Genomic DNA, 26,804 nt, shown 5'->3' with positions numbered 1-26,804 from the left:
CCGGAACCCTGCTGCCTTTTATTATTATAGTTTGCAGATATGTTTCCATCTTGTGAAGACAAGATTGCGCTTTAGTAGAATTTTTTGATTTCTAAGCTGATTTTGATGCGAATTCTGCATGGCTGCATAAGAAATGGCGGAGATTCAACGCGATATCCCCTGTCCATGTCGCATCTTTGAAGACGATCACATTTTCGATATCGGTCTGGTGGGGGTAACGCGGCTCGGCTGTTCAGGTGTCGGATTCTGAGCTGCCGGTTTTGGCGGTGTTTTTTGCCCCATCGGGATTGCGCCAGACCCGGACCTTGTTTCGGCCGCCTTCCTTGGCGGCATAAAGGGCCTGATCGGCCTTTTCGATGATCTGTTCTATGGTGCGGGTTTTGGTCATCGGGGCCGCCCCGATAGATGCCGTGACCGGCAAGATCGTGCCGTCATTAAGCGTAACCGGAGATGCTTCGATAACGCGGCGCAGGCGTTCAAGAACGCGGGCGGATTGCTTCATATCGGCATTTGGCAGGCAAATCAGGAATTCTTCACCGCCATAACGATAGACCTTGTCGAACGGGCGGACATGGGATTGCAGGATACCGGCAACCGATTGCAAAACCAGATCACCGGCCTGGTGGCCATGTGTGTCATTCACCGCCTTGAAGTGATCCAGATCGACCAGGGCAATCGCGGTTGGTGTATCGGTGCGCACAGAACGTTCGCGTTCATTGCCAAGGTCGCCCAGCATGGTTTGCCGGTTATAGGTACCCGTCAGCGGGTCGACATCGGAACGCGCGGTCCGGAAGGCCCGTTCGAGCCGCCGAAGTTGGGCAAAAAACGATTCGGCGCGCAGTGACAGCATTTCGAATTCGGCTTCGTCGACGCTGCCATCAATCTCGTGGCCGTCCAGAAGCCGTCTGGCAGAGGCATGAAGCTGTTCATGGGTGGCAGCAAGCGCACGCATCGCAGGCTGGTCTATGAGCCTGTTGTGGCGATTAAGCGCATACCACGCACCAAAGTCGCAATCATGATCTTCGCTGTGGTCATGAAGAGGAGCCGGGCCAGTCTTGCCTGGAGGCAGGGTAAGGCGACGGCTCCATCCCAGCAGGAGCGAGATATGCTCGCTTAACGCCTTGTCGAGTTCTGCCAGAATATCGCGTTCCGCATCGGCCATGCCGACTTCGGCGATGCTTTCGCCCATCTTCCGGGAATTGCCCGGTTTGGCTTTGCTGTTTCTGGCAACCTTGTTCGGGCTGTCACTCATCTGCGAATCCGGGGAATACTTCGACAAAGGTCTGTTTTAACAGCCTATCGAGTTCCGCCATAGAAATATCGACACCCAGATCGGCAAGGCTTGTGACCCCGTGATCGGAAATACCGCAGGGAACGATACCGCCGAAATGCGATAAATCGGGATTAACATTGATTGCGATGCCATGGAACGTAACCCAGCGTCGCACCCGCACGCCAATGGCGGCGATTTTATCTTCGCGTCCGCCATCGCGGGCAACCCATATCCCGACCCGGCCATCGCGGCGTTCGCCGACAACGCCAAGCAATGCCAGCGTGCGAATCACCCATTCTTCAAGGTTATGGACATAGGCCCGAACGTCGCGACCGCGCTTTTTCAGGTCCAGCATCAGGTAAACGGTGCGCTGTCCGGGACCGTGATAGGTATATTGCCCACCACGTCCCGCGTCATAGACGGGGAAGCGATCCGGATCGACAAGGTCTTCGACATGCGCGCTGGTTCCGGCCGTATATAACGGCGGATGTTCCAGAAACCATACCAGTTCCGTGGCTTTGCCTTCATGGATGGCTTCGGCGCGCGCTTCCATTTCGGCCAGTGCTTCGGGGTAGGAAACCAACCCGGAGGCGGTGCGCCAGTCGGGAATTTGCGCGGCAGGGGCGATGGTTTGCATTTTTCCTGTCAAATAAGTGAAATGAGCCCTTGATCAGGGGTAACCTTTTTGCTATCTCCCTTTCCGCACCAAGGCAAGCCCGCAAAATTACCTCATGGGTTTGCAGACAAGACATATGCGGTCGTGGCGGAATTGGTAGACGCGCAGCGTTGAGGTCGCTGTGGGCTAACCCCCGTGGAAGTTCGAGTCTTCTCGACCGCACCATTATCTGGATCCCTCCTTCGGGAAGGGTCATGAAAAGAACCCGCCAGAGATGGCGGGTTTTTTCGTTTCGGATGATCCCCATATGAAACGGGACCGCTATTGGGGCGGGAACGAGGAAAGTTGCGGTGTGGCGTTGAAAATTATGCAATGCTGACCCTTGCCGTGTTTGGGCACTTCTTTGAACTGAATGCTTCAAACCGGCTTGAAAGTGCTCTACGCTGTGCGCCCCACTTAAAGACAAAATAATCAGGATTTAACCAATTTACGGTTAATTTGGCTCAAATACCTGAAATTAAAAGGTATTCTTATGGCAAACAGAAATGACAAGCTGCGCGAAGCGGCTTTGGACTATCACCGGTATCCCACCCCGGGGAAGCTGTCCGTTACGGCAACCACGACGCTTGCGAACCAGCGTGATCTTGCGCTGGCTTATTCGCCGGGTGTTGCGTTCGCCTGCGAGGAAATCGTCAAAGACCCTGAAACCGCTGCCGAATATACCGCGCGCGGCAATCTGGTTGGCGTGATTTCCAATGGTACGGCGGTTCTGGGCCTTGGCCCGATTGGTCCGCTGGCATCCAAGCCGGTGATGGAAGGCAAGGCGGTTCTGTTCAAGAAATTCGCCAATATCGATGTCTTCGACCTTGAGGTAAACGAGACCGACCCGCAGAAATTCATCGATATTGTTGCAGCCCTTGAGCCGACATTTGGCGGTGTTAACCTGGAAGACATTAAGGCACCGGAATGCTTCATCATCGAGAAGGCATTGCGCGAACGCTGCAACATTCCGATTTTCCACGATGACCAGCATGGTACGGCGATTTGCGTTGCCGCAGCCGTGCGCAACGGCCTTCGGGTTGTTGGCAAAGATATCAGCAAGGTGCGCCTTGTTGCATCGGGTGCCGGTGCCGCGGCACTTGCGTGCCTTAACCTTCTGGTTTCCATGGGGCTACCGCGCGAAAACATCACCGTAACCGACCGGTTCGGTGTGGTTTACAAGGGGCGCAAGGAAGAGATGGATCCGTGGAAAGCGGAATATGCCATCGACACCAATGCACGGACCCTGAGCGATGTGATCGAGGGTGCGGATGTGTTCCTTGGTCTTTCGGCGCCGAACATCATGGGCGAGGAAGAACTGCGCAAGATGGGCGAACGCCCGATCATCATGGCGCTGGCCAACCCGACCCCGGAAGTGTCACCCGAACTGGTCAAGGAAATCCGCCCGGATGCCGTGATGGCGACCGGACGGACGGATTATCCGAACCAGGTTAACAACGTTCTTTGTTTCCCGTTCCTGTTCCGCGGTGCGCTTGACGTTGCCGCGACCGAGATCAACGAGGAAATGAAAATCGCTGCGGTCGAAGCGATTGCCGATCTGGCAACCGCCGAGGTTTCCGACATTGTGGCGGCGGCCTATGGCGGGCAGGAGCTGCGTTTCGGGCCGGAATACCTTATTCCAAAGCCGTTTGATCCGCGCCTGATGTTGGAAATTCCGCCGCGCGTGGCAAAGGCCGCGATGGATAGTGGCGTTGCCAAACGTCCGATTACGGATTTCGATGCGTATCGTCAGCAGCTTGAAGGCTTTGTCTTCCGGTCCGGTCTGGTGATGAAGCCGGTCTTTGATATGGCTCGCGCGCACAAGAAACGCGTTGTCTATCCCGAAGGCGAATCGCGCCGTGTTCTGCAGGCCTGTCAGGTTCTGGTCGATGATGGTGTGTGTCATCCGGTTCTGATCGGTCGTCGTGATGTGATCCTTGAACGCATTGCCGAGCTTGGCTTGCGCCTGATCCCGGACGAGCAGGTTGAAATTCATGATCCGGAAGACAATCCGCATTTCGAACAGGATTGGCAGGATTTCCACAACATCATGGGCCGCCGCGGTATCAACCCGGAATATGCGCGTTCCATCGTGCGTACCCGTCCGACCGTGATTGCCGCCCTGATGCTGCGCCGCGGCGAAGTGGATGCAATGCTGTGCGGGTGTCAGGGTGGTTTCCTGCGTCATCTGCGCTATGTGCGGAACCTTGTTGGCGTGCAGAAGGGGGTTACCGACTTCTCGACTGTCAATATGATGATCATGAAGCAGGGGACATTCTTCCTGACCGATACTTATGTGTCGGTTGATCCGACGCCCGAACATGTTGCGGAAACTGCGATCATGGCGGCCGACGTGGTCAAGCGTTTCGGGATTACGCCGAAGGCCGCCCTGATTTCGCATTCGAACTTTGGCAGCCACGAAAACAAATCGGCCTGCAAGATGCGCGATGCATTGCAGCTGATCCGTACTCTGGCACCGGACCTTGAGGTTGAGGGTGAAATGCATGCTGATGCCGCGATTTCAGAAGAAATCCGGTCACGCATTTTCCCGAATTCGATGTTGAAAGGCTCGGCAAACCTTCTGGTGATGCCAACCCTTGATGCGGCGAACATTTCCTACAACATGGTCAAGATGCTGGGTGATGGTTTGCCGGTTGGTCCGATTCTGGTCGGTGCGGCCAAACCGGCCCACGTCGTCAGCCCATCGATCACGGTGCGTGGGATTGTCAATATGAGTGCGATTGCGGTGGTTGATGCCATCAATCGCAGTCAGGAACATAATTAAACCGCACATTGCTATCGCGCGGCCCTTGACCGGGCCTGACCGATAGCGCAGAAACAGCCGTGCCGGACAATTGGTCCGGCACGGCATTTTTAATTGAAGTGCAGGAACGGGCTTAGCGCGCAACACAATCAGGGGAGGGGCAGATGACGGATCAGGTCGAAGAACTGGAACGTCCGGCAGAAAATACGTCGTCTGGTGACGACTATGTCGATCTTACTCCTGAATATGCGCGCGAGATTCTTGATGCACTGGGCGACGATGATGTATCGCGCGCCGAAGAACTGATTTCCGAGCTTCACTTTGCCGATATTGCCGACCTTCTGGGGTGGGCGAGCAGCAGCCAGCGCGCAAAACTTGTTGATCTGATCCGTCCGGATTTCGATCCGGAACTTCTGACCGAACTTGATGACGAACTGCGCGAAGAGGTTATTTCGCTGCTCGGTACCGAGGCGGTGGCCGAAGCGATTTCCGAACTCGATTCGGATGACGTGGTCGAGGTTGTCGAATATCTGGAAGAAGAAGACCAGAAAGAACTTCTGGGTGCCCTTTCCGATATCGAACGTGCGCGCGTTGAAGAAGCGCTGTCCTATCCGGAATATACCGCCGGTCGTATCATGCAGCGCGAGCTGGTGGCGATCCCGGATTACTGGTCGGTCGGGCAAACCATCGATTTCCTGCGGTCCGCGAAAAACCTGCCGGATGATTTTTATGACATCATCGTGGTTGATCCACGATACAGCCCGGTCGGAATCGTTCCGCTTTCACGGGCCATCCGCACGAACCGCCCGGTTCTGATCCGTGATGTTATGGATACCGAAAACATGCGCACGGTCGTCGTGACCGAGGAACAGGAAAACGTCGCCCACCTGTTCCGTCAGCGCGACCTTATTTCTGCGCCGGTCGTCGACGATACCGGGCGGCTGGTCGGTGTGATCACGGTCGATGACGTGGTTGACGTTATCGATGAAGAATACGAGGAAGACATGATGCGCCTTGCCGGTGTTGGCGAGGAAGACGACCTTTCAAGTGCGATTTTTGATACCACGCGTTCCCGCTTTACCTGGTTGCTGGTCAATCTTTTTACGGCGATTGCGGCGTCTATGGTCATTAGCGTGTTTGAAGGAACCATCCAGCAGCTTGTCGCACTTGCGGTTCTCATGCCGATTGTGGCCTCAATGGGGGGGAATGCAGGGACCCAGACCCTGACAGTTGCCGTGCGCGCGATTGCCACACGTGAACTGACCAGCACCAACGCGTGGCGCGTCATCCGCAAGGAAGTCGCCGTGTGCGGTTTGAACGGGCTTGCATTCGCGGTATTGACCGGGGCTGTGACATGGTTCTGGTTTGATGACGGTTTGCTCGGCGCGGTGATCGGGGCTGCGATGATCATCAATCTGCTGTTTGCCGGATTGTTTGGCGCATTGATCCCGCTTGGCCTCGAGCGGGCCGGGATTGATCCGGCGGTGTCTTCATCGGTATTCCTGACAACAATTACCGATGTGGTTGGCTTCTTTGCCTTCCTTGGATTGGCGGCAACCTTCCTATTGTAACAGTGCTAAATGTAAAAACAAAAGGCCGGGCGTTTTACCCGGCCTTTTGTTTTTGGTTCGTCCATAAAGCCCGCGAAACTCAGCTTCGGGCTGGTGACTTGTCTGCCGGGTTCTGATGGCTGAGCAATGCCGGGGTTTCGATGGCATCCACGGGCGGCGATAGCAGGAAGCCCTGCAATTCATCACAATCGGCGGATTGCAGGACGGCGAGCTGGTCCTCGGTTTCGACGCCGACAGCAACCACTTTGCGGTTAAGGCTTTTGCACAGGCGGATCGCCGGTTGCAGGATGCTGTTTTCGGGTTGTTCATCAAGGGCGATATTAAACAGTGCCTTGGACAATTTGATCCGCTGCACGGGGAATCGTTTCAGATACCGAAGCGAGGTATTGGCCGCGGCAAAATGATCGAGCGTCAGGCCAATGCCTGCCTCGGCAAAGCGATAGAACTGGCCAAGTGCCCGTTCCGGGTCGCGCATCGCAATCTCTTCGGAGACTTCGATTTCGATCATTGCCGGATCGATTTCGTACGCCTTGGTGAATTCGACAATGCTTTTGAGCAAGTCAGCCTGAATGAACTGGCGGCTTGATACGTTCAATGCCACCGGAACCGGGATGTAGCCGTCGTCCCGCCATTGAGCGATCTGTTTGCAGACCGTTTCAATGATCCAGCGACCCAGCGGGGAGAGCAGACCCGTGCGATCGGCAACGGCAATGAAATCGGGCGGCAGGCGTCGCTTGCCGCTTTCATCAATCCAGCGCAGCAAAGCTTCGAACCCGGTCAGCGTCCTGTCCGACGTGCGATAGCGCGGCTGGAATTCCAGGACAAAGCGTTTTTCATCGACTGCGCGGCGCAACTGCGTTTCCATTGACAGGCGCGCATGCATGACGCTGTTCATCGTTTCCACGAAGAAGCAATAGGACGATTCCGCCGATTTCTGTGCGCGGTACATCGCGGCATCCGCATTGGCCAGCAATTGTGACGGTGCCCGTGCATCGTTGGGATAAAGGGCAACCCCGACACTGACATGCAGGCGGATTTCATCGTTGCCACCGGCCTGAATTGGTTGGGACATGGCTTCGACGATCCGCTCGGCGACAAGGGCGGCACCTTCGGCTTCGGACAGATCTGTTGCAATCACGGCAAACATATCGCCTGAAAAACGCGCACAGGTATCTTTTTCCCGAACGGTCGCACGGAGGCGGCCGGAAACAGTGCGCAGTGTTTCATCACCGATATCAGAACCAAACCGGTCATTGATGGCACGGAAATTGTCGATATCCACAACCAGAACGGCCAGAAGTTTTTCATAACGTTTGGCGTGGGCAACGGCCTGGTTAAGCCTGTCGTCAAAAAGGGCCCGGTTGGGAAGGCCGGTCATCGGGTCATGCGTTGCCAGATAGCGCAGGCGATTGACCGATGCGTTGGCCGCCGGATTGTGATGCAGGGTGATATCCACGCAATCGTCATGATTGACCGACGGACGCATGGAAAGGTCGCAAACGACATGGACGCCTTCGGCGCTGCGAACGACCCATTCACGGCGGATTTCTTCGTCACCACGGCTGAGTGCCAATAACATCTTTTCCTGCGCCCGGCGTGATGCGGTACCGTCGGACTGGAATTCCGGTGCCAGATTATAGAACCGTATGAAGCCGTAGTCTTCTTCGCGCAGGTCAAAGAAATCTGCTGTTTCGGGTGTCATGGATTTCAGGTGACCGTCCAGTCGCGTGATGGCAAGCGACAGGTCGCTGATATCATCAGGAGCGCGCATGTGATGGATAATGCGGCCCGAGGATCGTGGTTGCCGGTTGGCAAGAATAAAGACCACGATGGTCATGATGATCGTGATTACCGCTCCGATAAACAGAACCATTTCCGGGCTGAACATGGCCTGATTTGCCAGAGCCGGATCGGCCGTGACATCAACCTGCCACTGGCGACCGGCAATATCGACGATGGTGGTCTGTTCCAGCCGAGGATCATCACCTTCGCCCTGAAGGTCGAACAGAACGGTGTCACCTTCGCGGACACGGACCGAATAACCGATGATACCTTCGTCATCGATAACGGATGTCAGCATCGTGCGGATACGAACAACGCCGTTGATCACGCCGACGATCTGCCCATCGCGACTAAGCACCGGGGTATAGACGGCAAAGCCGCGCCCGCCCTGCAGCAGTTCAAGGGTCGGGGTGATCTGTGTGCGGCGCTGATCAAGTGCGATATCAAGCACCGGTCCGGCAAGCGGATGGCGTTTAAGGTCCGCACCCATTGCCGGGACATTCCCCTTGATCGGGGCGACATACATGATGATGTAATTGGGCGTGACCCAGTTAACGGCCTGAAGGGCAGGGAAGCGGGCCTGAAGCGGAGTGGCGAGGCTCAGATATTCACGTTCTTCCGTCGGTGCCCCGTCCTGCCAGTTATCGGCGAAAGTTTCCAGCACATGCAGATTGTTATCGACGATCTGTTTGACCTGCCGGGCGATGCTAAGAGACATGATCCGGGCAGATGACAGCAGCATTGTATCGCGGTTCTGAAGCGCGTTGCTCCAGAGCAGGAAGGTCGCGAGAGCCAGCAGCACAGCGGTCATGAAGCTGGCAAGAAGGGCCTGCTTGCGAATGCCGGTTTTGCGCTCGGTTGCTGTTTCTTCGGTTGGCCGGTTATCGTCTTCCATGTCTTCCCCAAGTCTCACGGTTATGGCGGACCGTGATATTATTCTGCGTCTCGACTGCAAGAGACAGATTGCACCTATGGGCAGCTGTCACAATGATTGCACTGACGGGACGGCGTTTTTGTGATTATCGAAAATAGCATCACCGCGTTTTGTGGCCCCCAGATTCACCCACTACGCTGTTTATGGGGACATTCTTACACGATTTTAAGGGTTTGAGCGTGCGCAAAAGACAATAAAGACCAAATTTCAACTGACCGGCGGGTCACTTGCCGGAGCGAAAGGCGGATTTCCGGCCTTTGGGCAGCCATGCATTGTGCGGGTCTGTTCGCCATTGCATATCTGGTGTATGTCGATGCCCGAAGCGCCATCCCGCAAGGTGCTGCGAAATATCGATCCAAAGAGAGAGTTCATGAAACATCATCACCGTAATCCCCGTGCCCGCGGTGGGCGTCGTAAGTCCGCGCCGCGCCGCGATCCGTTGATCGGTTTTGAGGCGACGACGACTATCCGTGAAATCGGTGCGCGGGGTGACGGTATTGCAAGCATCACGGGGCCGGATGGTTCCAGTATCATTGCTTACGTCGATTGCGTGCTGCCCGGGGATGAAGTGCGTGTGGCCCTGCGTCAAAAGCGCGGTGACGGCTATGGTGCGGAACTGATCGAATTGATGACCCGCAGTGCCCCGGCCAGTGCCCCGCGTTGCAGTCATTATGAAAGCTGCGGCGGATGTGCGCTTCAGCATCTTGATGATGACAGTTATCGCGACTGGAAGCGCCAGAAGGCAATTACCGCAGTTCAGCGTGCCGGAATTGATCCCGACGAGGCAGAGGAACTGGTCGGGGCCGTCGAAATTTCGCCGCCCGCTAGCCGCCGCCGCGCCGGTTTTGCGGTTCATGTGGGGGCAACCGGTGTGCATGTCGGTTTCCATGGCCGGTTCAGCCACACTGTTGTCAACATTACCGACTGCGCGGTTTTGCATCCGGACCTGATGGCATTTCGTGATGCCTTTGAAGTCTTTCTTGGCAAATGCGATCCGGATGCTGCCAAGGCGATCAAGGAAGTGTTTGTAACCCGTGCCGATAACGGCCTTGATGTGGTGATACATGCGGGTGTCGAGCCGGGGCTCGATATGCGGCAGGATCTGGCCGACTTTTCGCAAGATCTTGATCTGGCAAGGTTAAGCTGGAAAGTGGGTGACGCAAATGATGAGCCGGTCGCAGCACGCCGCACGCCGACCGTTGCATTCGAGGGGATTGATGTGCCGGTTCCGCCGGGTGGTTTCCTTCAGGCGACGCAAAGTGGCGAGGCATCGCTTGTCAATGCCATCAAGACGGCCTTGCAACGCATTCCGGCCCGCCATGTTGCCGATCTGTTTTGCGGCATTGGCAGCTTTACCTTTGCGCTGGCATTGGGTGGGGATCGTCGCAATGTCGTGGCAGTCGAGAGTGATCCGCGTGCGGTGCGCAGCCTTCAATATGCGGTGGGTCAGTCGTCGAGTCCGATCAAGGTTGTCGAACGCGATCTGTTCCGGCGACCGCTGGATAAAACCGATCTTTCGGGGCTTGATCTGGTGCTGTTTGATCCGCCGCGGGCAGGGGCGTTGGCGCAGTGCGAGTATCTTGCTGTCGACGGGCCGGAATGGCTGATTGCGGTATCCTGCAATCCGGCAACTTTTTCGCGTGATATCAGGGTGTTGCGCAATGGTGGCTATGAGCTGAAACAGGTGGTGCCGGTAGACCAGTTTTTATGGTCATCGCATCTTGAATTGTTTGCTGTTTTGCATCGCCCGAAGTCGGCTTTGTCGTAAACTTCTTCAGTTGCTTGTTTTGGTTTAATATTTAACCTCGAATACGCTATACTTATGTCTGGATTTTCCGCCGGACTTCCAGGATGGGCTGCCCGGATCTGAACCAGTGTGGTTCGGACCGGGACGTGGCATGTAGCTGCATAACCGGCTTGTTTGTGCGGAAACGACATTGCAGGCAGTTGGTAGTCCCTATCCGATCTATACGGACACCGCGCGCGCTATTGCGCCGCAGAGCCGTCTGCTTGCGTCCGTCGACAGCATCCAAAGCAGCACTTCCCAGAACACTGACCGCAGCAATGATGCCCTGCGTCATAGCAGTTCGGCATCGCAGGATTTGCGCGGATCACTTGGGCGGGCAGATGATCTTCTGGATGTCGCTGCCAACGATCTTTCGCGGATCGGTTCGGTTCTTGATGAGATTGATACGCTGGTCACCAGCGTTGAAAACAATTCATCGCTTTCGCGGACCGAGCGCGCATTTATTTCATCGCAGATTCAGGATTATCTCGAACAGATCGACGATATTGCGGCCAGCAGCAGTTACGATGGTCAAAATCTGCTTGATAGTGATCGGACAATTGAATTGCAGATCGGGTCCGGCACAACATCCAGTGATCGTCTGAATGTCGAGTTTTTTGCATCCGGCACCGAGGGTTTGGCAGCCGGGCTATCTGCCATCGATGTTTCGGACGATGCGGCGCTTTCGAATGCGCGTGATCTTGTTGATGCCGCGCAGGAAGCGCTTTCAAGCCGGGAACTGTCGTTACAGGCGGATCGTCTAAGCATTGCAAGCGCCGCAGATCGCAGCCGCGTTTCGCAGGTCGCGGGGGATAATATCCTGCAGGCGCAGCTTGCCGCCGCCGAGCCAAACATCACCGATCAGGCACGATCAGGAATTATAGAGGCATTCCAGGGCTATCTTGGCGAGGTATCCGCACGGTTGCAGGACCAGACCGCGACTGTTGGGGGCATCAGCCTGCCAGAACCGCGACCAGAGCCTGTTACCGAACGGGATGATCCGTTTGCCTATGATCCAAATGCGGATCCGTTTGACCGGGATGATACGGAATACTTCACGCCGGATGCGCGAACAAATAACAGTAATCCGCCTCTATCCACCGGGTTTGGTGGCTATGACAGCAACGGCAGTGGCACCGGAATTGGCGGCGCTTCGTCAGGCGGCGGCAGTGCAGGTGGTGCAAGTGGGACCAGCGGATCGCGTATATCGATAGAAGCCTGATGTTCTTGTCCTTGCCCCTGACAGAGACGTAAAAAGACCTCTATTCGATATATTCCCCGTCATAGATGCCCCAGTAACCCTGTCGCGGTGCCCATCCCTCGAAGTCGCCAAACTGTAACTGGCACCAGTCAACAGAACGCGGGCAGGTTTCGATCTTGCCAATGACGGAATTGGAAATCAGGGCGATCTTGCGCGCATTTTCATCGGCCGCGGAATACAGCGTGATGGTGTCGGCAGTGACAATCACATGGCGCGAGCCAAGCAAAAGACTTTGATGTACCCATCCTTCGCTGCCTTCCCAGTCGCGAACCTTGCGCCAGGTATCAAATTCCGAAATCACTTCCATCGGCATGTTGCGGCGCTGATAGATCCAGACCTTTGGATATCGTAGGCCGGGCCCGGATCGCAGGTGAACCTTGTCTGATCGCAACGCAACAAAGCGCGGGATCGGCAGACCGGATTCCTGTGCGCTGGCGACAATAGGTGTCGCAAGGCTGCCAAGGATCACCATGGCGACAAAATTGTGAAGGAATTTACGGACGATCCGCGGCATTGTGACGGTTTTCCCTGCTCTTTCTTCTACTGCCGGAACTCGGCGAAGCTCAGTCTTTAAGAAATAAAATTACAAAAATGGCGTCAAAATTCTTGCTTTAATACCCTGTGCCGTGGCATCACTGCATTGCGGCAAGAGCGCATTTGGCGCATGAAACCCATCTTGTCAGCAAAAGAGTTAAAAGACCGCATAGGAACGGCAGATGACCAAGAAAAAACCGCTCGTCATCGTGACCCGCAAACTGCCGGAAGCGATTGAAACCCGCATGATGGAACTGTTTGATGCGCGCCTGAACATCGACGATGTGCCGATGTCCAAGCCCGAATTGATCGAAGCGGTCAAGCAGGCCGATGTCCTTGTCCCGACGGTAACGGACCGGATCGATTCCGCCGTGCTTGCCCATGCGGGGCCGAATTTGCGCCTGATTGCCAATTTCGGGACGGGTGTTGACCATGTCGATCTGCAAACCGCACGGTCGCGCGGCATCACCGTCACCAACACGCCCGATGTCCTGACCGAAGATACGGCCGACATGACAATGGCGTTGATCCTTGCGGTATCGCGCCGTGTTGCCGAAGGCGAACGCATGATTCGCAGCGGCGAATGGACGGGCTGGGCACCGACATCGATGCTGGGGCATCGTATCTGGGGCAAGCGTCTTGGCATCGTCGGTATGGGCCGTATCGGGCGGGCACTGGCACGCCGCGCAAAGGGCTTTGGCCTGTCTGTGCATTACCATAACCGCCGTCGTGTTCATCCCGATACCGAGGGGGAACTGGATGCGACCTGGTGGGAAAGCCTTGATCAGATGCTGGCGCATGTTGATATCGTCTCGGTCAACTGCCCGCATACCCCGGCAACCTATCATTTGCTGTCGGCGCGTCGCCTTAAACTGATGCAGCCGCATGCCATTCTGGTCAACACGGCGCGCGGCGAGATTGTTGATGAACCGGCACTGACCCGAATGCTGGCTGATCGCGAGATCGCCGGTGCCGGGCTTGACGTGTTCGAACATGAGCCGGCCGTAAACCCGAAATTGCTTGAACTGCAGAACGCTGTTCTGCTGCCGCATATGGGGTCGGCCACCATCGAGGGGCGTGTTGATATGGGCGAAAAGGTTCTGATCAATATCAAGACCTTTGTCGATGGCCACACCCCGCCTGATCGGGTGATTGAAGGATTGCTTTAATCTGCTTTTTCGACGGTATGAAATCGCATTTAGCGACCCGCCATCTGGCGGGTCGTTTTGTTTGGGGCGGGCTCCTGTCATGAAATGTCAGGATGTGTTCTGTTTTTATTTCTCGGCCATTTCAATTTGCTGGTGGCTTGGGTATCAGTAAGGACAATATTTCCATCAGGATTTCCTTCAGGGGGCCACCATGCGTTTCGTCTTTCCTGCTGCCAAACCTGTTACCGTTCCGGTGCAGGATTCGGATCAGCTTTTCCCAGTCAATCGTATCTTCTGCATCGGCAAGAATTACGCCGACCATGTGCGTGAAATGGGCTCCGACCCGGCCGATACCCCGCCCTGCGTTTTCATGAAGCCGACGGATTGTCTCAAAGTCGGGAATGGCGATCTTGCCTATCCGTCGGGGACCGAAGACCTGCATTACGAGGGCGAGCTGGTTGTTGCCCTTGGTGCGGGTGGCAAGAATCTGGATCGTGCAGCGGTTGAAGCCGCCATTTTCGGATATGCTGCAGGCCTTGATATGACCCGCCGTGATGTGCAGGCCGGTCTTAAGGACCGTCGTTTGCCATGGGATATGGCAAAGTCCTTTGATGATTGTGCCGCGATTTCGGCAATCAGGCCCAAGTCCGATGCCGGTAATCCACAGGCAACCAATCTTAAACTGTCGGTCAATGGCGCGGTCAAACAGGATGATACGACCGCCAAGATGATCTGGCCGATGGTTGACGCGCTGGAACATCTGTCGACCTTGATCGAGCTTAAGGCTGGCGATCTTCTGTTTACCGGAACCCCCGAAGGTGTCGGTCAGGTGGTTCGTGGTGATCGTATGGATGTGGTCATTGCCGATGTCGCGGAACTGTCGGTTACGCTGAAATAGAACCAATCCAGTCGGTACAGGGATTAAAGGGGCAGGGCCCAATTCACCCCATCAGGAAACGGAGTCCGTTTTGAAAGTCGTCAGTTGGAATATCAATTCCGTTCGATTGCGCATCGAACAGGTCATAAAGTTTTTAGAAGAACAACAACCCGATGCGCTGTGTCTTCAGGAACTGAAATGCCCCGACGAGCATTTCCCCCACGAGGCATTTGAAGCAGCCGGTTACATTCATCGTCATAATCACGGCATGAAAAGCTATAATGGTGTTGCGATCCTGTCGCGGTTGCCGTTTGCCAAAACCGACATCAAGCATTTTTGTGGCAAGGAAGATCGTCGCCATTGCATGGTGACGTTTGAAAACGGGGTCGAACTGCACAATTTCTATATCCCGGCCGGGGGCGATGAGCCGGATGTGACGATCAATGAAAAGTTCGCTCACAAGCTTTCTTTCCTTGATGAGATGACCGCATGGTGGGCGGAGTGCCGGGTTGCCAATCCGGATCGCAAGGCCATTCTGGTCGGGGATTTCAATATTGCCCCGTCGGAAAATGACGTCTGGTCGCACAAGCAGCTTTTGAAAGTTGTCAGCCACACACCGATCGAAGTCGAAAAACTCGAAGCATTCCGTAAATCCGGTGATTTCGTGGACTCGGTGCGTGAAATCGTCGAAGAACCGGAAAAGTTGTTTAGCTGGTGGAGCTATCGTTCACGCGACTGGCGGGCAAGCAATAAGGGACGTCGTCTGGATCATGTCTGGATGACCCCGAATATGGCCGGAACGGTGCGCACGGCATCGGTCTATGACCTTGCCCGGGATTGGGAAAAGCCATCCGATCATGCACCGGTGGTTGTCGAATTCAATATCTGAGTACCGTTTTTTTAGTATCAAACAGCGGGCCGGATTTATCCAGCCCGCTGTTTTTTCATCTAAAATGACTTGATCAGGTGGCGTGCCGGGGTGAAGCTTCTGATTGAAATGGGATGCGACCGTCCCCAATTCTTTAAGCAATTTTATCCCGATGAAACAAAAAGCAGGATACGGGCAATGAAAAAGATTCTTATCGCGTTGGCAGCCATCATTTTGCTGGTCGTTGCCGGACTGGTGTATGTCTATGTCAATCTCGACAGTATCGTCAAAGCAACCATCGAAGAGGCGGGCACACGTGTGACGCTGGCTGATGTGACGGTGGACAACGTCAAGATCGAAACCACCCAGAACACGGCGTCGATTGGCGGGTTGGTTGTCGGGAACCCGGATGGTTTTGAAACCGACTATGCCTTTTCACTGGGCAATATTTCGGTCCGGCTGGATGGTTCAACGCTTACCAGCGATACCATTCGTATTATCGAGGTGATCGTGGATGAACCAAGCGTGACCTACGAATTGGGGCAGGGATCTTCAAATATTGCGACCATTCAGCGTAATGTTGAAAGCTTTGTCCAGCGTATGTCTGGCCCGACCGGTGCGGGCGGTGCAGATAGCGGCAACACAGATACGGCGGCGGATGACGGTGCCGGCACCAAGGTCGTGATCGACAATGTTTATGTTCGCAATGGCAATGTCAGCGTATCGGCTGCGATGCTGAAGGGCAAAAAGCTGTCATCGGGGCTTCCTGAAATTCACCTGAAGGACATCGGCAAGGAAGAAGGCGGGGCAACCCCGGCGCAAGTTGCAGAAGAAATCATCACCGCCCTTAACACTGCAGTGTTCAAATCGGTTGCCAGCCTGAATGTCGATGGGCTTTTGCAAGGGGTTGGTGACCTTGGCAAAGGTGTCACCGGACTGATTGGCGGTGCGGCAACCGGGACTGGCGGCGTGGTCAAGGACGGCGCAGGAGCCGTCGGTGATGCGGTCAAGGGACTGTTTGGCGGTTCGTCCGAATAACGGGACTCGGGTCCGGAATCGCGGCGTATTTCAATAATATCCGTATAATCAATGTCTTGGCGGAAGGAGCGGTTATCGCTTCTTCCGTTTTCTTTTAAGAACGAATTCTCGGCTCGGCCGCACGGCATAAGGATAGTCCGCATATTACTGATGTGCGATTTTCTCTATCCCCCTGCTTTTTTTCATGAATTTGGTTTCCATATATTTTGGGGTGTGGAAACATTTCACCAAAGGCCGGTGTCGTCTTGGGGAACCTTATTCGGTACTACGAACCGAGTACGTTTATTTTCGGGGTCGGGTCATTTTTCCGATCTGGTCATCGACAACGATTTACACCGCCAAACAAGGATCGATGCATTGCATCCGATCACGGGGCATTTGCCATCAAGCCGGATCAACCGGTTGGTAAAGCGCTCTTATAATAAAACGATTGGGACTGGGATCATTATTGTCGTCATCCAGACAAGGAGTGAAGACCAATGAGAGCTAAACTGCTTTTCGCTGTTTCCGCTGCGGCATTTCTTGGTGCCTGTGCGAATATGGACATTCCGGGCGTTCGCGGCATGGCCGATGAAGGTTCGGCATTCGACGCAGCCCTTCATCAGGGGTATTCCGATCTTGCCCAGGCGGAATATGAAGAGGCGGACTGGGTGGATGCACGTTACTTCACCAACCGCGCGAAAATGGCGGCAATGGGACAGGATACCGGCCCGCAGCCGTTGGCAGATCGTGATCTGCCGGAAAATGGCCTCTCGGAAATCAGCGTTGCACGTGCCGATATGATGGCGGCATTCGACGCCGGCGGTCGTGACAAGTCGCCACAGGCGGCCGGTCGTACGCAGGTTGGGTTCGACTGCTGGATGCAGGAACTTGAAGAAAACATCCAGCAGGAAGATATCGACAATTGCCGTGCGGCTTTCTATCAGGCACTTGCAATTGTTCAGGCCGATATCGCCCCGGCTGAAAGCATGGCCAAAGCCGCGCCAATGATGATGCCCGAACCGATGAACATCTATTTTGCCTTTGATAGTGCCGTTCTTGGGGACAAGGCGATGCCGGTCATCGACGGGATTGTCGAGGCATATGAAAAATACGATCCGAAAATGATCAGTCTGACGGCATATGCTGACCGTGCCGGGGATGCGATGTATAACGATATGCTTGCCAAATCGCGTGTCGATGCGGTGGTCAAGGCATTGCGTGATCATGGCATCAGCCCAAGCAGGCTTGCGATCAGTATCAGTGGCGAGGCCAATGTTCCGGTTCCGACGGCTGATGGGGTCGCCGAACAGGGCAACAGGGTCGTGACAGTCAAATTTGAAGACGGCATGTAAGCCGACATAACAAAGAGGATGAATTCATGCGGTTACTCATCGCACTTCTGCTGCCGTGGTTGTTGTTCTTTACCATCGGGCGGCCAATCGCCGGCATCATCTGCCTGATCCTTCAGATCACTCTTCTGGGCTGGATTCCGGCGGCGATCTGGGCGGTTTATGCGCTGAGCCAGTACAACACCGACAAAAAAATCAGTCAGGCCATGGGCGGTGGGCAGGGTTAAATCCCGGCAATGCGTTCAGGTATGCTGATGATTGGCGGGTAAACCGCACCGCATCTGAAAGGCAGGCCTTCGGGCCTGCCTTTTTTGTTAGTGCATTTGGCGACGAACGCCGCCGATAAAACGCGATACAAGGCGTGAAACGGTAAAACGCGTTATCAAAAATGCAATGAACCCGGCGATGCCGGGCCAGTACCATGCCTGAATTTCGGGGCGCGTGCTTTGTTCAACCAATCCGTAAACGATGGCTGCCAATCCTGCGCCCGCCATAAAAGCCAGACGCCTGCGATAGCGGCCGATAAACGGGTCAAATAACCACATCGTCCCGTTTTCCTATGCTTTGGGCCGACAGTCGGGATTGGTGCCGGGCATCAATGCTGCCCGCCGCCGATATCGTGTGCAAGGCGGGCGGCAAAGTCGTCCGTCATGCCCGAAATGTAATCCAGGATCGTCAGATACAGGTTGTAAAGCGGTGCGCCGACCGGCATCGAATCGTTGCCGATCAGTTCTCGAACCCGTCCGGTGCGATAGGAAAGCTCTGCGTCATTCTTGGCCTGATGGATTTCAATGGCTGTTTTGCAGAAGGCCTCAAGCAGCGTTTCAAGGCATGCAAAAGCGCCGACTTCGATCTGGACCTTGCGGCGGTTCAGGATGATCTGCTTTTCGGAAAACTGTTTGGCGGTTGCGATCATTTCGTTGAACGGCCCATCGGCACAGGACAGAAGATCACCCGTAATCTCGCCCTTGAGGAACTGGTCCTCGCGCGTGACAAATGCATCGGTCAGGGCATCAAGCAGTCCTGTCATGATCTTGCCGCGCAGGAAGGTCATTTTGCGCCGGATATTGGTTTCGCGGTGATATTCGGCAGGAAGGTCGTCCGCGATACAGGGCAACAGCAGGTTCTCAAACACGCTGAAATCAACCAGTTCGAGTTCAACCCCGTCTTCGATGTCGATCAGTGCATAACAGACATCATCTGCTGCCTCGACCAGATAAACCAGCGGATGGCGGCAAAACGATTGCGGACCGGTGCGGATCAGGCCGGTGGCATCGGCGACCTCGGTCAGCAAATCCATTTCGCGCTGAAACGCGCCGAATTTCATTTTCTCTGGATAGGGACTCCCAATCGCCGACCATGGATATTTGACAAAACTTGCCAGCGTCGCATAGGTCAGGCGCATGCCGCCGTCATAAAGGCCGCTTCGTTTATGGGTCAGCAACCTGAACCCCTGCGCATTGCCTTCAAAGGTGGTCAGATCGGCGCGTTCGGCCTCCGACAACGGCGCAAGATATTTGGGATCGGCATCCAGAAACCACTGACGCACGGCATATTCCCCGGCATGGCCGAATGGCGGGTTGCCGATGTCATGGGCAAGGGCGGCGGCCTGAACAATGGCGGCCATATGATCGGGTTCAATTCCGTCGGGCAGGTGGCCTTTTTCGGCCAGCTGATGGCCGACCATAAGTCCCATCGACCGTGCAACACAGGATACTTCAAGGCTATGGGTCAGGCGGGTATGGACATTGTCGTTTTCAGGCAGCGGATGAACCTGCGTCTTGCGTTGCAGACGCCGGAAAGCCGACGAAAAAATGATCCGGTCGTAATCCTTGTGAAAATCGGATCGGCCAAAGGCGCCGACACTTGAATGTCGAGTGCCCAGACGTGCTGGTGATAGCAATTTTTGCCAGTTCATCATCGGTCCGAATTTCCCGTATGCCAAAGTCTGTTTGCTTAATGTGGTGGTTATATGCCGGTGTTTGGTAAAGAACCGTTTTAAATTTGCAGAATCTGCAAAAGAAAACGGCGCATCGAATGACGCGCCGTTTTGATTTTCCATCGAACAGGGACGGGTTAGCTTCCCAAACCCTTTTCCATCACCAGATCAAGGCGGCGGGCAAAGCTGACCGGGTCGGGCAGGGCTTCGCCTTCAAGGATGCGGGCCTGATCCAGCAACAGCAGGGCGGCATCATTAAGGATCGGCGCCTTGGCGTCCTTGATGGCAATATCCGACAGTTTTTTGATCAGGCTGTGTTTCGGGTTGATTTCAAGGATGCGCGGGCTGATTTCATCAACACGGTTGTGCTGCTTCATCAGGCGTTCCATCCGCAAATCCATGCCGGTTTCATCGGCAATCAGGCAGCAGGCCGAACTGGTCAGGCGATCTGATTCACGGACATCCTTGATGCTGGTGCCAAGTGCGATCTTGATTGATGCAATCAGGGCATCAAGCGATGCATCGGATGCTGCATCGTCTTTCTTGTCGTCCTTGGCATCGTCCTTGTCGTCCGATTTGACGTCGGCAAGGTCTGCACCGCCACGGGTGACCGATTTGAAGTCTTTTTCTTCAAACTGGCCGACGGACGGCAACCAGAATTCATCCACCGGATCGGTCAGCAGCAGGACTTCGATCCCCTTGGCGGCAAAGCCTTCAAGCTGCGGGCTGCGTTTAAGCGCATCGACGTCTTCACCGCTAATATAGTAGATCGCCTTCTGACCATCCTTCATGCGGGTGACATAGTCGGAAAGCGTTGTCCAGCCATCGGAATGGGTGGAGCGGAAACGTGCGAATTTGAGGATACGGTCGCGGTTGGCGTAGTCTTCATACAGGCCTTCCTTGACGACAGAACCGAAGTTTTCCCAGAAGGTTTCGAAACCTTCCGTGTCTTTCTTCGATGCGGTTTCAAGTTCGGACAGGAGTTTTTTGGTCAGGCCGTTTTTGATTTTGGTCAGGACCGGATTGTGTTGCAGCATCTCGCGCGAAATGTTCAGCGGCAGATCCTGGCTGTCGACAACACCGGACACAAAGCGCAACCAAGGCGGCAGCAGATCATCCGCACCCTCGGTGATGAAGACCTTGCGGACATAAAGTTTCAGATGGCCTTTGCGCGCCGGATCATACAGATCGAACGGGCGCATGGTCGGCAGGAACAGAAGGCCGGTATATTCAATCGCACCTTCGGCCTGATAGTGGATGGTTTTCCACGGATCGTCGAAGGCGTGCGAATTGTGTTTGTAGAACTCTTTGTACTGCTCGTCGGTAATGTCGGACTTCGGACGGGTCCAGAGTGCCGATGCCTCGTTCAGCGTTTCGTCATTGCCGTCTGCCTTCATCAGGACAACCGGAATACCGATATGATCGGAATAGGTTTTGACAATATGACGCAGGCGGTATTCTTCGGTGAATTCCTTGAAATCATCGGTCAGATGCAGGGTGATCTGGGTGCCGTGGCCTTCCATTTCGGCTTCGGCGATGGTGTATTCGCCCTTGCCGTCCGATGACCATTTCCACGCCTGATCTTCTCCGGCCTTTTTCGTCACGACTTCGACCTGACCCGCAACCATGAAGGCAGAATAGAAACCGACGCCGAATTGACCGATCAGGTCAACATCCTTGGCTTTGTCGGATTTCGACAGGGCCTCGACGAATTTTGCCGTTCCGGAATTGGCAATCGTGCCAAGGTTTTCGATCAGGTCGGTCTTGTTCATCCCGATCCCGTTATCGGCAATCGTCAGAACATTGCGAACGTTATCGGTCAGAAGACGAACCTTGAATTCTGAATCCCCGGCGAGCAGTTCCGGTTTTGCAATCGCCTCGTAGCGCAGCTTGTCGCAGGCATCCGAAGCATTGGAAATGAGCTCGCGCAGGAAGATGTCCTTGTTCGAATAAAGCGAATGGACAACGATATCGAGCAGGCGGCTGACTTCAGCCTCGAACCGCATTTTTTCTTCCGTCATGACCTCTGTGTTCTCCTGTAATTTCAATCCACTATGTGCAATTTGCGCTGTTGGGTCCCGATTTGGCAACCTTCAGGCAGTGCTTGATATGCGTCAACGCATCTTGCAGCGCAAGCCCTGTATCCTAAGTATATAAAAAGACGGTTTCATTACAGGGCACGAGGCTTGCGGAAGTTGTCTTGGGTCCTGTCCTGCCCCGAAACGGCAAACGTTTCGGATAATTGCAAGGTGCAATGCCTTGTGAATGTCTCAGGCTCTATAACAGGAGGCCGCAATATGAAGGTTCCCGTTCAAATCACCTACCGTGATGTTGATCAATCAGATGCGCTGGACGAGCGGATCCGCTTCAAAGTGCAAAAACTGGAAGAAACCTTCGACCGCATGACAAGTTGTCATGTCATCGTGGAAAGACCACATGCATCCCACGCACAAGGAAACCGCTATGCGGTTCATTTCGGAATTAATGTGCCGGGTAAGGAGATTATGGTTAAGCGCGACAGTGCCGATCATGCCCATGAGGATGTCTATATCGCGCTCAAAAACAGCTATCAGGCGGCGCGCCGTCAACTTAAGGAATATGTCGATCGGATGCGCGCCCACTAGGTCCCTGTTCACAATAGCGAGTAAATGAAATGACGGAGCGGTCGGCTGACCGCTCCGTTTATGTTTGGGGCAATGTGATATGGTTGGGGCCGCTATACATCGCCAGAACGCCAAATTGCTGTGTACCGGCTTGGGTGGGCCTTTGCGAGCAGAGGTCTGACACGGGCCATGTGGCCAGCGAACAATTCCGAACCGCTCCATCTCGCAAGATCGTCGTGCGTTTTGAAACGTGACATGATGATCAGCGACTGGCCATCCTCTGAACGCAACAACCGTCCGCCCAACAACCCCTCAATCCGGCCTGCGACGCTTTTCTGAAAGCTGGTCTGTATCTCGATGAATTCGTCGATCCTGCCGGGTTTCGGTGTCACCAGACTTACCGTGACAATTTCATCGCCGGTTTCGGCCGTACCGGTCATGATGCCGCGACCTCCCGCAATTCAGTTCTGGCCTGGGGATACCGGCCATCGCGCAATGTGCGGGCCCACCATTTCAGATCATTGGTCATGTGTTTAAGGGCTGCCTCGGACCCGGCTTTGTCGAATGGATAGCCATCCTGATCAAACAGGTCCCAGACATTGGCGAAGCTGACAACGTCGCGCATGGTAACGACGTGTAATTCGGCAAAAACCAGTCGCAATTGTTCGACTGCCCGCAACCCGCCCGACATCCCGCCATAGGACACAAACGCCAGTGGCTTTCGGCGCCATTCAGGCTTGGCAGCGTCTATCAGCAATTTCAGTTCACCGGTAAAGCTGTGGTTATATTCCGGAGTTACGACCAGAAAGGCATCGGCTTCGGCCAAGCTGGCCTGTAGTTCGGCAACGCTCGGATGCGTATTGCCGACATTACGCGAAGGCAGATCAAGTTTGGCGGGGTCGATGACATCAATCGACAGGTCCGGGTCATTTTTCAGGGTTTCGACGGCCCATCCGGCTACCGTGTCGCAGAACCGGCCTTCACGGGCACTGCCATAAATGACAGCAAGGTTGAATGACTCTTTCATGGCATGACTCCTTGATTATTTCGCAGCAAGGAGTAATTCTATAGAACCTTAACATTAGTTTAGGTCAACAACGAATTTCGAATGCAACACTGCATCGTGAAAGAATGATGAAAAGGGCAGGGAAATGGGAAAAAGCGGCGTATTGCATCGCTATCTGAGTGTTGGGGAGGTCGCAAAAAGAAGTGGCCTTGCGGTGTCTGCGATCCATTTTTACGAGCGCAAGGGGCTGATTGCCTCGATCAGAACGGATGGCAATCAGCGACGCTTTCCGCGCGGTATCCTGCGCCGGGTTGCGATCATCAAGGTCGCACAACGCACCGGCATTCCGTTGGCCGAAATCGGGAATGCGTTATCGGGACTGCCAAATAACCGGGCGCCGACAACACAGGACTGGGAAAAGCTTTCGTCGCGGTGGCGTGATGATCTTGATGCCCGGATCGAACAATTGACCCTGCTGCGCGATCAGTTGGGTAAATGCATCGGGTGTGGCTGCCTTTCGATCAGCGACTGCCCGCTTCGCAACCCGTCGGATGAACTGGCAACGGATGGTCCCGGCGCGCGGTTGCTTGAACTTGATGACCCACAGGATCACGAACCGTTAGATGGAACGTCTTGATCCGTAACGGAATGCATTGGGATACTCTGACCGATACGGCAGAATGCTTGACATTGTGCGATGCGGCGTGTTGAAAGGCGCATTGATCTAGGCGCGCGAAATCATCGGCGATGCCTGCTGGAAAAGTTTGATGCAGATTTCAACCCGAACCGGTCCCCGTATCCTTGCCATATTGGGGCCCACCAACACCGGCAAGACCCATCTGGCCATGGAACGGATGTTGGCGCATACCTCGGGTATGATCGGTTTTCCGCTGCGGCTTCTGGCGCGCGAAAACTATGATCGCGCGGTGGCCCGTGTTGGCAAGGGGGCGGTGGCCCTGATCACCGGCGAAGAACGCATCCTTCCGAAATCAGCACGTTATTTCCTGTGTACGGTCGAAGCCATGCCGGTCAACAAGCAGGTTGATTTTCTGGCCATCGATGAAATCCAGATGTGCGCCGATCCCGAACGCGGGCATGTCTTTACCGACCGGCTGCTGCATGCGCGCGGTATGAGCGAAACCATGTTCATGGGGGCGGAAACGATCCGCCCGGTGATCCGCCAGCTGATCGACAATGTCGAATTTGATACGCGCGCACGGTTTTCGACTCTGACATATAACGGATCGAAAAAGATCCAGCGTCTGCCATCCCAGTCGGCCGTCGTGACATTTTCCGCACAGGAAGTTTACGCCGTTGCCGAATTGGTCCGCCGCCAGAAGGGCGGTGCGGCGGTGGTGCTTGGCGCGCTTAGCCCGCGCACGCGCAATGCCCAGGTCGAGATGTTCCAGAATGGCGAGGTCGAACACCTGATTGCGACCGACGCCATCGGCATGGGCCTTAATCTTGAACTGAACCATGTGGCCTTTGCGGCCCTTCACAAGTTTGACGGTCAGTTCAATCGCGGGCTTTCGGCGGCGGAAACCGCCCAGATCGCCGGGCGCGCCGGACGTCATATGAATGACGGCACCTTTGGGGTGACGGGTAATCTTTCGGGGATTGATCCCGATATTATCGAACAGATCGAAGCCCACGAGTTCGAACCGCTTGCCAAAGTCTTCTGGCGCAATGCGCGACTGGATTTCAGAACCGTCGATGCCTTGCAGAAATCGCTGCGCAAGCGGTCGGATAACCCGACGCTTGTTCTGGCGCGCGAACCGGTCGATGAAGTCATGCTGGCGCATTTATCGCAAAACGAAGACGTCGCGCGGATTGCATCTGCCCCGGATCGGGTGCAATTATTGTGGGAAGTCTGCCAGATTCCGGACTTCAGAAATATCCATACCGATGCCCATCCAAGGCTGTTAACATCTATCTATCGCTATCTGGCAAAACCAAATAGCAAACTGCCGGTCGACTGGTTGGGCGAACAAGTCTTGCGCCTGGACCGTTATGATGGTGATATCGATCAGTTGTCATCACGGTTGGCGGGTATTCGCGTCTGGACTTATGTATCGCACAAGCATCACTGGCTCGAAGATGCCAATCATTGGCAGGAACGTACGCGGGCCATTGAGGATAAGCTCTCTGATGTGCTACATGAACGCCTGACCCAAAGGTTCGTTGACAGACGAACTTCGGTTTTATTGAAAAGTCTCAAGGACAAGTCTGAACTCATGTCTACCATCACTGCGAATGGTGAAGTCCAGGTCGAAGGTGAATACGTCGGCCGACTGGAAGGATTCCGTTTCATCGCCGATGAAACCGATGCTGCGTTTGAAGGCAAGGCAATCGCCAGTGCTGCACGTCGTGCACTGACTGGCGAGATTGCGCAGCGTGTCAAACAACTGGAAACCGATGAAGACGACAAATTCGCGGTGAATGGTCAACTGGAAGTCCTGTGGAACGGGGCGGTTGTCGGTGGTCTGAAAAAGGGCGACACCGTCCTCAGCCCTGATGTCCAGGTCATTGATAGCGAGTTCTTTGATGGTCCGACCCGCGAACGCGTGCGTACCCGTCTTCAGAATTTCATCAATGCCCATATCGAAGCGCGTCTGAAAATGTTGACCCGCCTGCGCGATTGTCAGTTGCCAGGCCCGATTCGTGGTCTTCTGTTCCAGTTGAACGAAGGCTTGGGCTGTGTGCCGCGTGCCGATCTTGAAAGCCTGATCAAGGATCTTTCAGACGAGGATCGCAAGGCGCTGGCCAAGCTTGGCGTGCGTCTGGGGGTTGAAACGGTTCATGTGCTGGATGCGCTGAAACCTGATCCTGTGGAACTGCGTGGTATTCTTTGGGCGATTTCGCGCGAACTGGATGCGCTTCCGGAACTGCCGCCGGCAGGCCGGACGTCGGTTCCAAATGATCGCAGCAATTCCAAGGGCTTCTATCTGGCGGCAGGTTACATGCCTGTTGGCCCGCTTGCCGCACGTGTAGACATGCTGGAACGTTTTGCCGCGTTGCTGCGCCAGAAGGCACGCGAAAATGATGGCAAGGTCAAACCGGATCCGGATCTGCTGTCGCTTCTTGGCTGCACGGTCGAGCAGGCAGAAGGTGTGTTCACCGCCCTTGGCTGGCGTGCCGAGGTGGTCAAGGTCAGCAAGGCTGAACTTGATGCCAAGGAAGCTGCTAAAAAGGCTGCTGAACCTGTTGCAGTAGCTGCCGATGGCCCGACTGAGACCGAAGCTCCGGCGGAAGTCGCGGAAGAAGCTCCTACCGAGACTGCAGAAGAAGTCAGTAAAACGACAACCGAAGCTGCCCCGGCAGCCGGTGAAGCCGAAGCCGAGCCGGAATTCGTCGAGGTTAAATATTTTGTCCGTGTTGATCGCCGCAAGCGCGGCGGTGCCGGCAAAGGCCAGCGCGGTGGACCGCGGCAGGAC

22 protein-coding genes and 1 tRNA gene are annotated in these 26,804 nt (G+C 55.0%); 14 read left to right on the top strand and 9 right to left on the bottom strand.

Going from position 1 to position 26,804, the window contains the following annotated elements; genetic code table 11:
* Window positions 1-232: 232 nt before the first annotated feature.
* Entirely contained in the window at window positions 233-1,252 is a 1,020-nt protein-coding gene (locus tag TH5_RS18245) for a diguanylate cyclase (RefSeq protein ID WP_114123048.1), read from the bottom strand.
* Window positions 1,245-1,910 carry a lipoyl(octanoyl) transferase LipB gene (gene lipB, locus TH5_RS18240; RefSeq protein WP_114123047.1) on the bottom strand — a complete coding sequence of 222 codons (666 nt, stop codon included), beginning with the start codon at window positions 1,908-1,910 and terminating at the stop codon, window positions 1,245-1,247. Before lipB ends, TH5_RS18245 begins: the two co-directional genes overlap by 8 nt.
* A gap of 117 nt (window positions 1,911-2,027) precedes the next feature.
* Between lipB and TH5_RS18235 the strand changes: the two genes are divergently transcribed.
* The 3 genes from TH5_RS18235 to mgtE all read left to right on the top strand — a co-directional run bounded on the left by TH5_RS18235 (window position 2,028) and on the right by mgtE (window position 6,263).
* Window positions 2,028-2,114 (top strand) — tRNA-Leu (locus TH5_RS18235).
* A 307-nt stretch (window positions 2,115-2,421) separates the two neighbouring features.
* A complete protein-coding gene (locus TH5_RS18230) occupies window positions 2,422-4,713 on the top strand; it encodes an NADP-dependent malic enzyme (protein WP_114123046.1) in 2,292 nt (763 codons plus the stop codon).
* Between the two features lie 143 nt (window positions 4,714-4,856).
* Window positions 4,857-6,263, top strand: coding sequence for a magnesium transporter (gene mgtE, locus TH5_RS18225; RefSeq protein WP_114123045.1), 1,407 nt, complete (start codon window positions 4,857-4,859; stop codon window positions 6,261-6,263).
* A 79-nt stretch (window positions 6,264-6,342) separates the two neighbouring features.
* On the opposite strand, the gene TH5_RS18220 is transcribed toward mgtE, so the two are convergent.
* Window positions 6,343-8,940, bottom strand: a complete 2,598-nt coding sequence (locus TH5_RS18220) for a bifunctional diguanylate cyclase/phosphodiesterase (protein ID WP_114123044.1) — start codon at window positions 8,938-8,940, stop codon at window positions 6,343-6,345.
* A 409-nt stretch (window positions 8,941-9,349) separates the two neighbouring features.
* On the opposite strand from TH5_RS18220, the gene TH5_RS18215 reads away from it, so the two are divergent.
* Together TH5_RS18215 and TH5_RS18210 are read left to right on the top strand one after the other, a co-directional pair.
* Window positions 9,350-10,747, top strand: coding sequence for a class I SAM-dependent RNA methyltransferase (locus tag TH5_RS18215; protein ID WP_114123083.1), 1,398 nt, complete (start codon window positions 9,350-9,352; stop codon window positions 10,745-10,747).
* Window positions 10,748-10,916: 169 nt separating this feature from the next.
* Window positions 10,917-11,987 carry a flagellin gene (locus TH5_RS18210; RefSeq protein ID WP_167443593.1) on the top strand — a complete coding sequence of 357 codons (1,071 nt, stop codon included), beginning with the start codon at window positions 10,917-10,919 and terminating at the stop codon, window positions 11,985-11,987.
* 40 nt (window positions 11,988-12,027) lie between these two features.
* On the opposite strand, the gene TH5_RS18205 is transcribed toward TH5_RS18210, so the two are convergent.
* Window positions 12,028-12,540 (bottom strand): SH3 domain-containing protein, encoded by a 513-nt coding sequence (locus tag TH5_RS18205; protein WP_114123042.1) that lies wholly within the window; start codon window positions 12,538-12,540, stop codon window positions 12,028-12,030.
* Window positions 12,541-12,742: 202 nt separating this feature from the next.
* Between TH5_RS18205 and TH5_RS18200 the strand changes: the two genes are divergently transcribed.
* The 6 genes from TH5_RS18200 to TH5_RS18175 all read left to right on the top strand — a co-directional run bounded on the left by TH5_RS18200 (window position 12,743) and on the right by TH5_RS18175 (window position 18,049).
* Window positions 12,743-13,729 (top strand): 2-hydroxyacid dehydrogenase, encoded by a 987-nt coding sequence (locus tag TH5_RS18200; RefSeq protein WP_114123041.1) that lies wholly within the window; start codon window positions 12,743-12,745, stop codon window positions 13,727-13,729.
* Between the two features lie 190 nt (window positions 13,730-13,919).
* Entirely contained in the window at window positions 13,920-14,606 is a 687-nt protein-coding gene (locus TH5_RS18195; RefSeq protein WP_114123040.1) for a fumarylacetoacetate hydrolase family protein, read from the top strand.
* 70 nt (window positions 14,607-14,676) lie between these two features.
* Window positions 14,677-15,474, top strand: coding sequence for an exodeoxyribonuclease III (xth, locus tag TH5_RS18190; RefSeq protein WP_114123039.1), 798 nt, complete (start codon window positions 14,677-14,679; stop codon window positions 15,472-15,474).
* Window positions 15,475-15,651: 177 nt separating this feature from the next.
* Window positions 15,652-16,491 carry an AsmA family protein gene (locus TH5_RS18185; RefSeq protein ID WP_114123082.1) on the top strand — a complete coding sequence of 280 codons (840 nt, stop codon included), beginning with the start codon at window positions 15,652-15,654 and terminating at the stop codon, window positions 16,489-16,491.
* A gap of 479 nt (window positions 16,492-16,970) precedes the next feature.
* A complete protein-coding gene (locus TH5_RS18180) occupies window positions 16,971-17,825 on the top strand; it encodes an OmpA family protein (protein WP_114123038.1) in 855 nt (284 codons plus the stop codon).
* A 26-nt stretch (window positions 17,826-17,851) separates the two neighbouring features.
* Complete coding sequence (locus TH5_RS18175; RefSeq protein WP_007088905.1) at window positions 17,852-18,049, top strand: YqaE/Pmp3 family membrane protein; 198 nt, start codon at window positions 17,852-17,854, stop codon at window positions 18,047-18,049.
* An 87-nt stretch (window positions 18,050-18,136) separates the two neighbouring features.
* Here the strand turns inward: TH5_RS18175 and TH5_RS18170 are convergent, their stop codons facing one another.
* The 3 genes from TH5_RS18170 to htpG form a co-directional block, all read right to left on the bottom strand.
* The gene (locus TH5_RS18170; protein WP_114123037.1) at window positions 18,137-18,367 is read right to left on the bottom strand and encodes a hypothetical protein; all 231 of its coding nucleotides are present in this window, start codon (window positions 18,365-18,367) and stop codon (window positions 18,137-18,139) included.
* A 50-nt stretch (window positions 18,368-18,417) separates the two neighbouring features.
* Complete coding sequence (locus TH5_RS18165) at window positions 18,418-19,743, bottom strand: deoxyguanosinetriphosphate triphosphohydrolase (RefSeq protein ID WP_114123081.1); 1,326 nt, start codon at window positions 19,741-19,743, stop codon at window positions 18,418-18,420.
* Window positions 19,744-19,898: 155 nt separating this feature from the next.
* On the bottom strand, window positions 19,899-21,782 hold the full coding sequence (htpG, locus tag TH5_RS18160) for a molecular chaperone HtpG (RefSeq protein WP_114123036.1): 1,884 nt from the start codon (window positions 21,780-21,782) through the stop codon (window positions 19,899-19,901).
* A gap of 276 nt (window positions 21,783-22,058) precedes the next feature.
* On the opposite strand from htpG, the gene TH5_RS18155 reads away from it, so the two are divergent.
* Window positions 22,059-22,385: an HPF/RaiA family ribosome-associated protein gene (locus tag TH5_RS18155; RefSeq protein WP_062949429.1), complete on the top strand. Its 327-nt coding sequence runs from the start codon at window positions 22,059-22,061 to the stop codon at window positions 22,383-22,385.
* A 92-nt stretch (window positions 22,386-22,477) separates the two neighbouring features.
* On the opposite strand, the gene TH5_RS18150 is transcribed toward TH5_RS18155, so the two are convergent.
* A complete protein-coding gene (locus tag TH5_RS18150) occupies window positions 22,478-22,804 on the bottom strand; it encodes an antibiotic biosynthesis monooxygenase (protein WP_114123035.1) in 327 nt (108 codons plus the stop codon).
* A complete protein-coding gene (locus tag TH5_RS18145; protein ID WP_114123034.1) occupies window positions 22,801-23,391 on the bottom strand; it encodes an NADPH-dependent FMN reductase in 591 nt (196 codons plus the stop codon). The genes TH5_RS18150 and TH5_RS18145 overlap by 4 nt, the downstream gene beginning before the upstream one ends.
* A 124-nt stretch (window positions 23,392-23,515) precedes the next feature.
* Between TH5_RS18145 and soxR the strand changes: the two genes are divergently transcribed.
* Together soxR and TH5_RS18135 are read left to right on the top strand one after the other, a co-directional pair.
* Window positions 23,516-24,007: a redox-sensitive transcriptional activator SoxR gene (gene soxR / locus TH5_RS18140; RefSeq protein ID WP_114123033.1), complete on the top strand. Its 492-nt coding sequence runs from the start codon at window positions 23,516-23,518 to the stop codon at window positions 24,005-24,007.
* 130 nt (window positions 24,008-24,137) lie between these two features.
* Window positions 24,138-26,804: helicase-related protein (locus TH5_RS18135; RefSeq protein ID WP_114123032.1), on the top strand; the 2,667-nt coding region annotated here is incomplete at its 3' end.

The sequence above is a fragment of the Thalassospira xianhensis MCCC 1A02616 genome, assembly GCF_003326475.1.
GTDB lineage: Bacteria > Pseudomonadota > Alphaproteobacteria > Rhodospirillales > Thalassospiraceae > Thalassospira > Thalassospira xianhensis.
This window is presented reverse-complemented; position numbering and strand designations above follow the sequence as displayed.

Bases quoted from the DNA above. Each gene is read 5' to 3' on its own strand.
- TH5_RS18245 (WP_114123048.1), bottom strand. From the start codon at position 1,252: ATGAGTGACAGCCCGAACAAGGTTGCCAGAAACAGCAAAGCCAAACCG.
- lipB (WP_114123047.1), bottom strand. From the start codon at position 1,910: ATGCAAACCATCGCCCCTGCCGCGCAAATTCCCGACTGGCGCACCGCC.
- TH5_RS18230 (WP_114123046.1), top strand. From the start codon at position 2,422: ATGGCAAACAGAAATGACAAGCTGCGCGAAGCGGCTTTGGACTATCAC.
- mgtE (WP_114123045.1), top strand. From the start codon at position 4,857: ATGACGGATCAGGTCGAAGAACTGGAACGTCCGGCAGAAAATACGTCG.
- TH5_RS18220 (WP_114123044.1), bottom strand. From the start codon at position 8,940: ATGGAAGACGATAACCGGCCAACCGAAGAAACAGCAACCGAGCGCAAA.
- TH5_RS18215 (WP_114123083.1), top strand. From the start codon at position 9,350: ATGAAACATCATCACCGTAATCCCCGTGCCCGCGGTGGGCGTCGTAAG.
- TH5_RS18205 (WP_114123042.1), bottom strand. From the start codon at position 12,540: ATGCCGCGGATCGTCCGTAAATTCCTTCACAATTTTGTCGCCATGGTG.
- TH5_RS18200 (WP_114123041.1), top strand. From the start codon at position 12,743: ATGACCAAGAAAAAACCGCTCGTCATCGTGACCCGCAAACTGCCGGAA.
- TH5_RS18195 (WP_114123040.1), top strand. From the start codon at position 13,920: ATGCGTTTCGTCTTTCCTGCTGCCAAACCTGTTACCGTTCCGGTGCAG.
- TH5_RS18185 (WP_114123082.1), top strand. From the start codon at position 15,652: ATGAAAAAGATTCTTATCGCGTTGGCAGCCATCATTTTGCTGGTCGTT.
- TH5_RS18180 (WP_114123038.1), top strand. From the start codon at position 16,971: ATGAGAGCTAAACTGCTTTTCGCTGTTTCCGCTGCGGCATTTCTTGGT.
- TH5_RS18175 (WP_007088905.1), top strand. From the start codon at position 17,852: ATGCGGTTACTCATCGCACTTCTGCTGCCGTGGTTGTTGTTCTTTACC.
- TH5_RS18170 (WP_114123037.1), bottom strand. From the start codon at position 18,367: ATGTGGTTATTTGACCCGTTTATCGGCCGCTATCGCAGGCGTCTGGCT.
- TH5_RS18165 (WP_114123081.1), bottom strand. From the start codon at position 19,743: ATGATGAACTGGCAAAAATTGCTATCACCAGCACGTCTGGGCACTCGA.
- htpG (WP_114123036.1), bottom strand. From the start codon at position 21,782: ATGACGGAAGAAAAAATGCGGTTCGAGGCTGAAGTCAGCCGCCTGCTC.
- TH5_RS18155 (WP_062949429.1), top strand. From the start codon at position 22,059: ATGAAGGTTCCCGTTCAAATCACCTACCGTGATGTTGATCAATCAGAT.
- TH5_RS18150 (WP_114123035.1), bottom strand. From the start codon at position 22,804: ATGACCGGTACGGCCGAAACCGGCGATGAAATTGTCACGGTAAGTCTG.
- TH5_RS18145 (WP_114123034.1), bottom strand. From the start codon at position 23,391: ATGAAAGAGTCATTCAACCTTGCTGTCATTTATGGCAGTGCCCGTGAA.
- soxR (WP_114123033.1), top strand. From the start codon at position 23,516: ATGGGAAAAAGCGGCGTATTGCATCGCTATCTGAGTGTTGGGGAGGTC.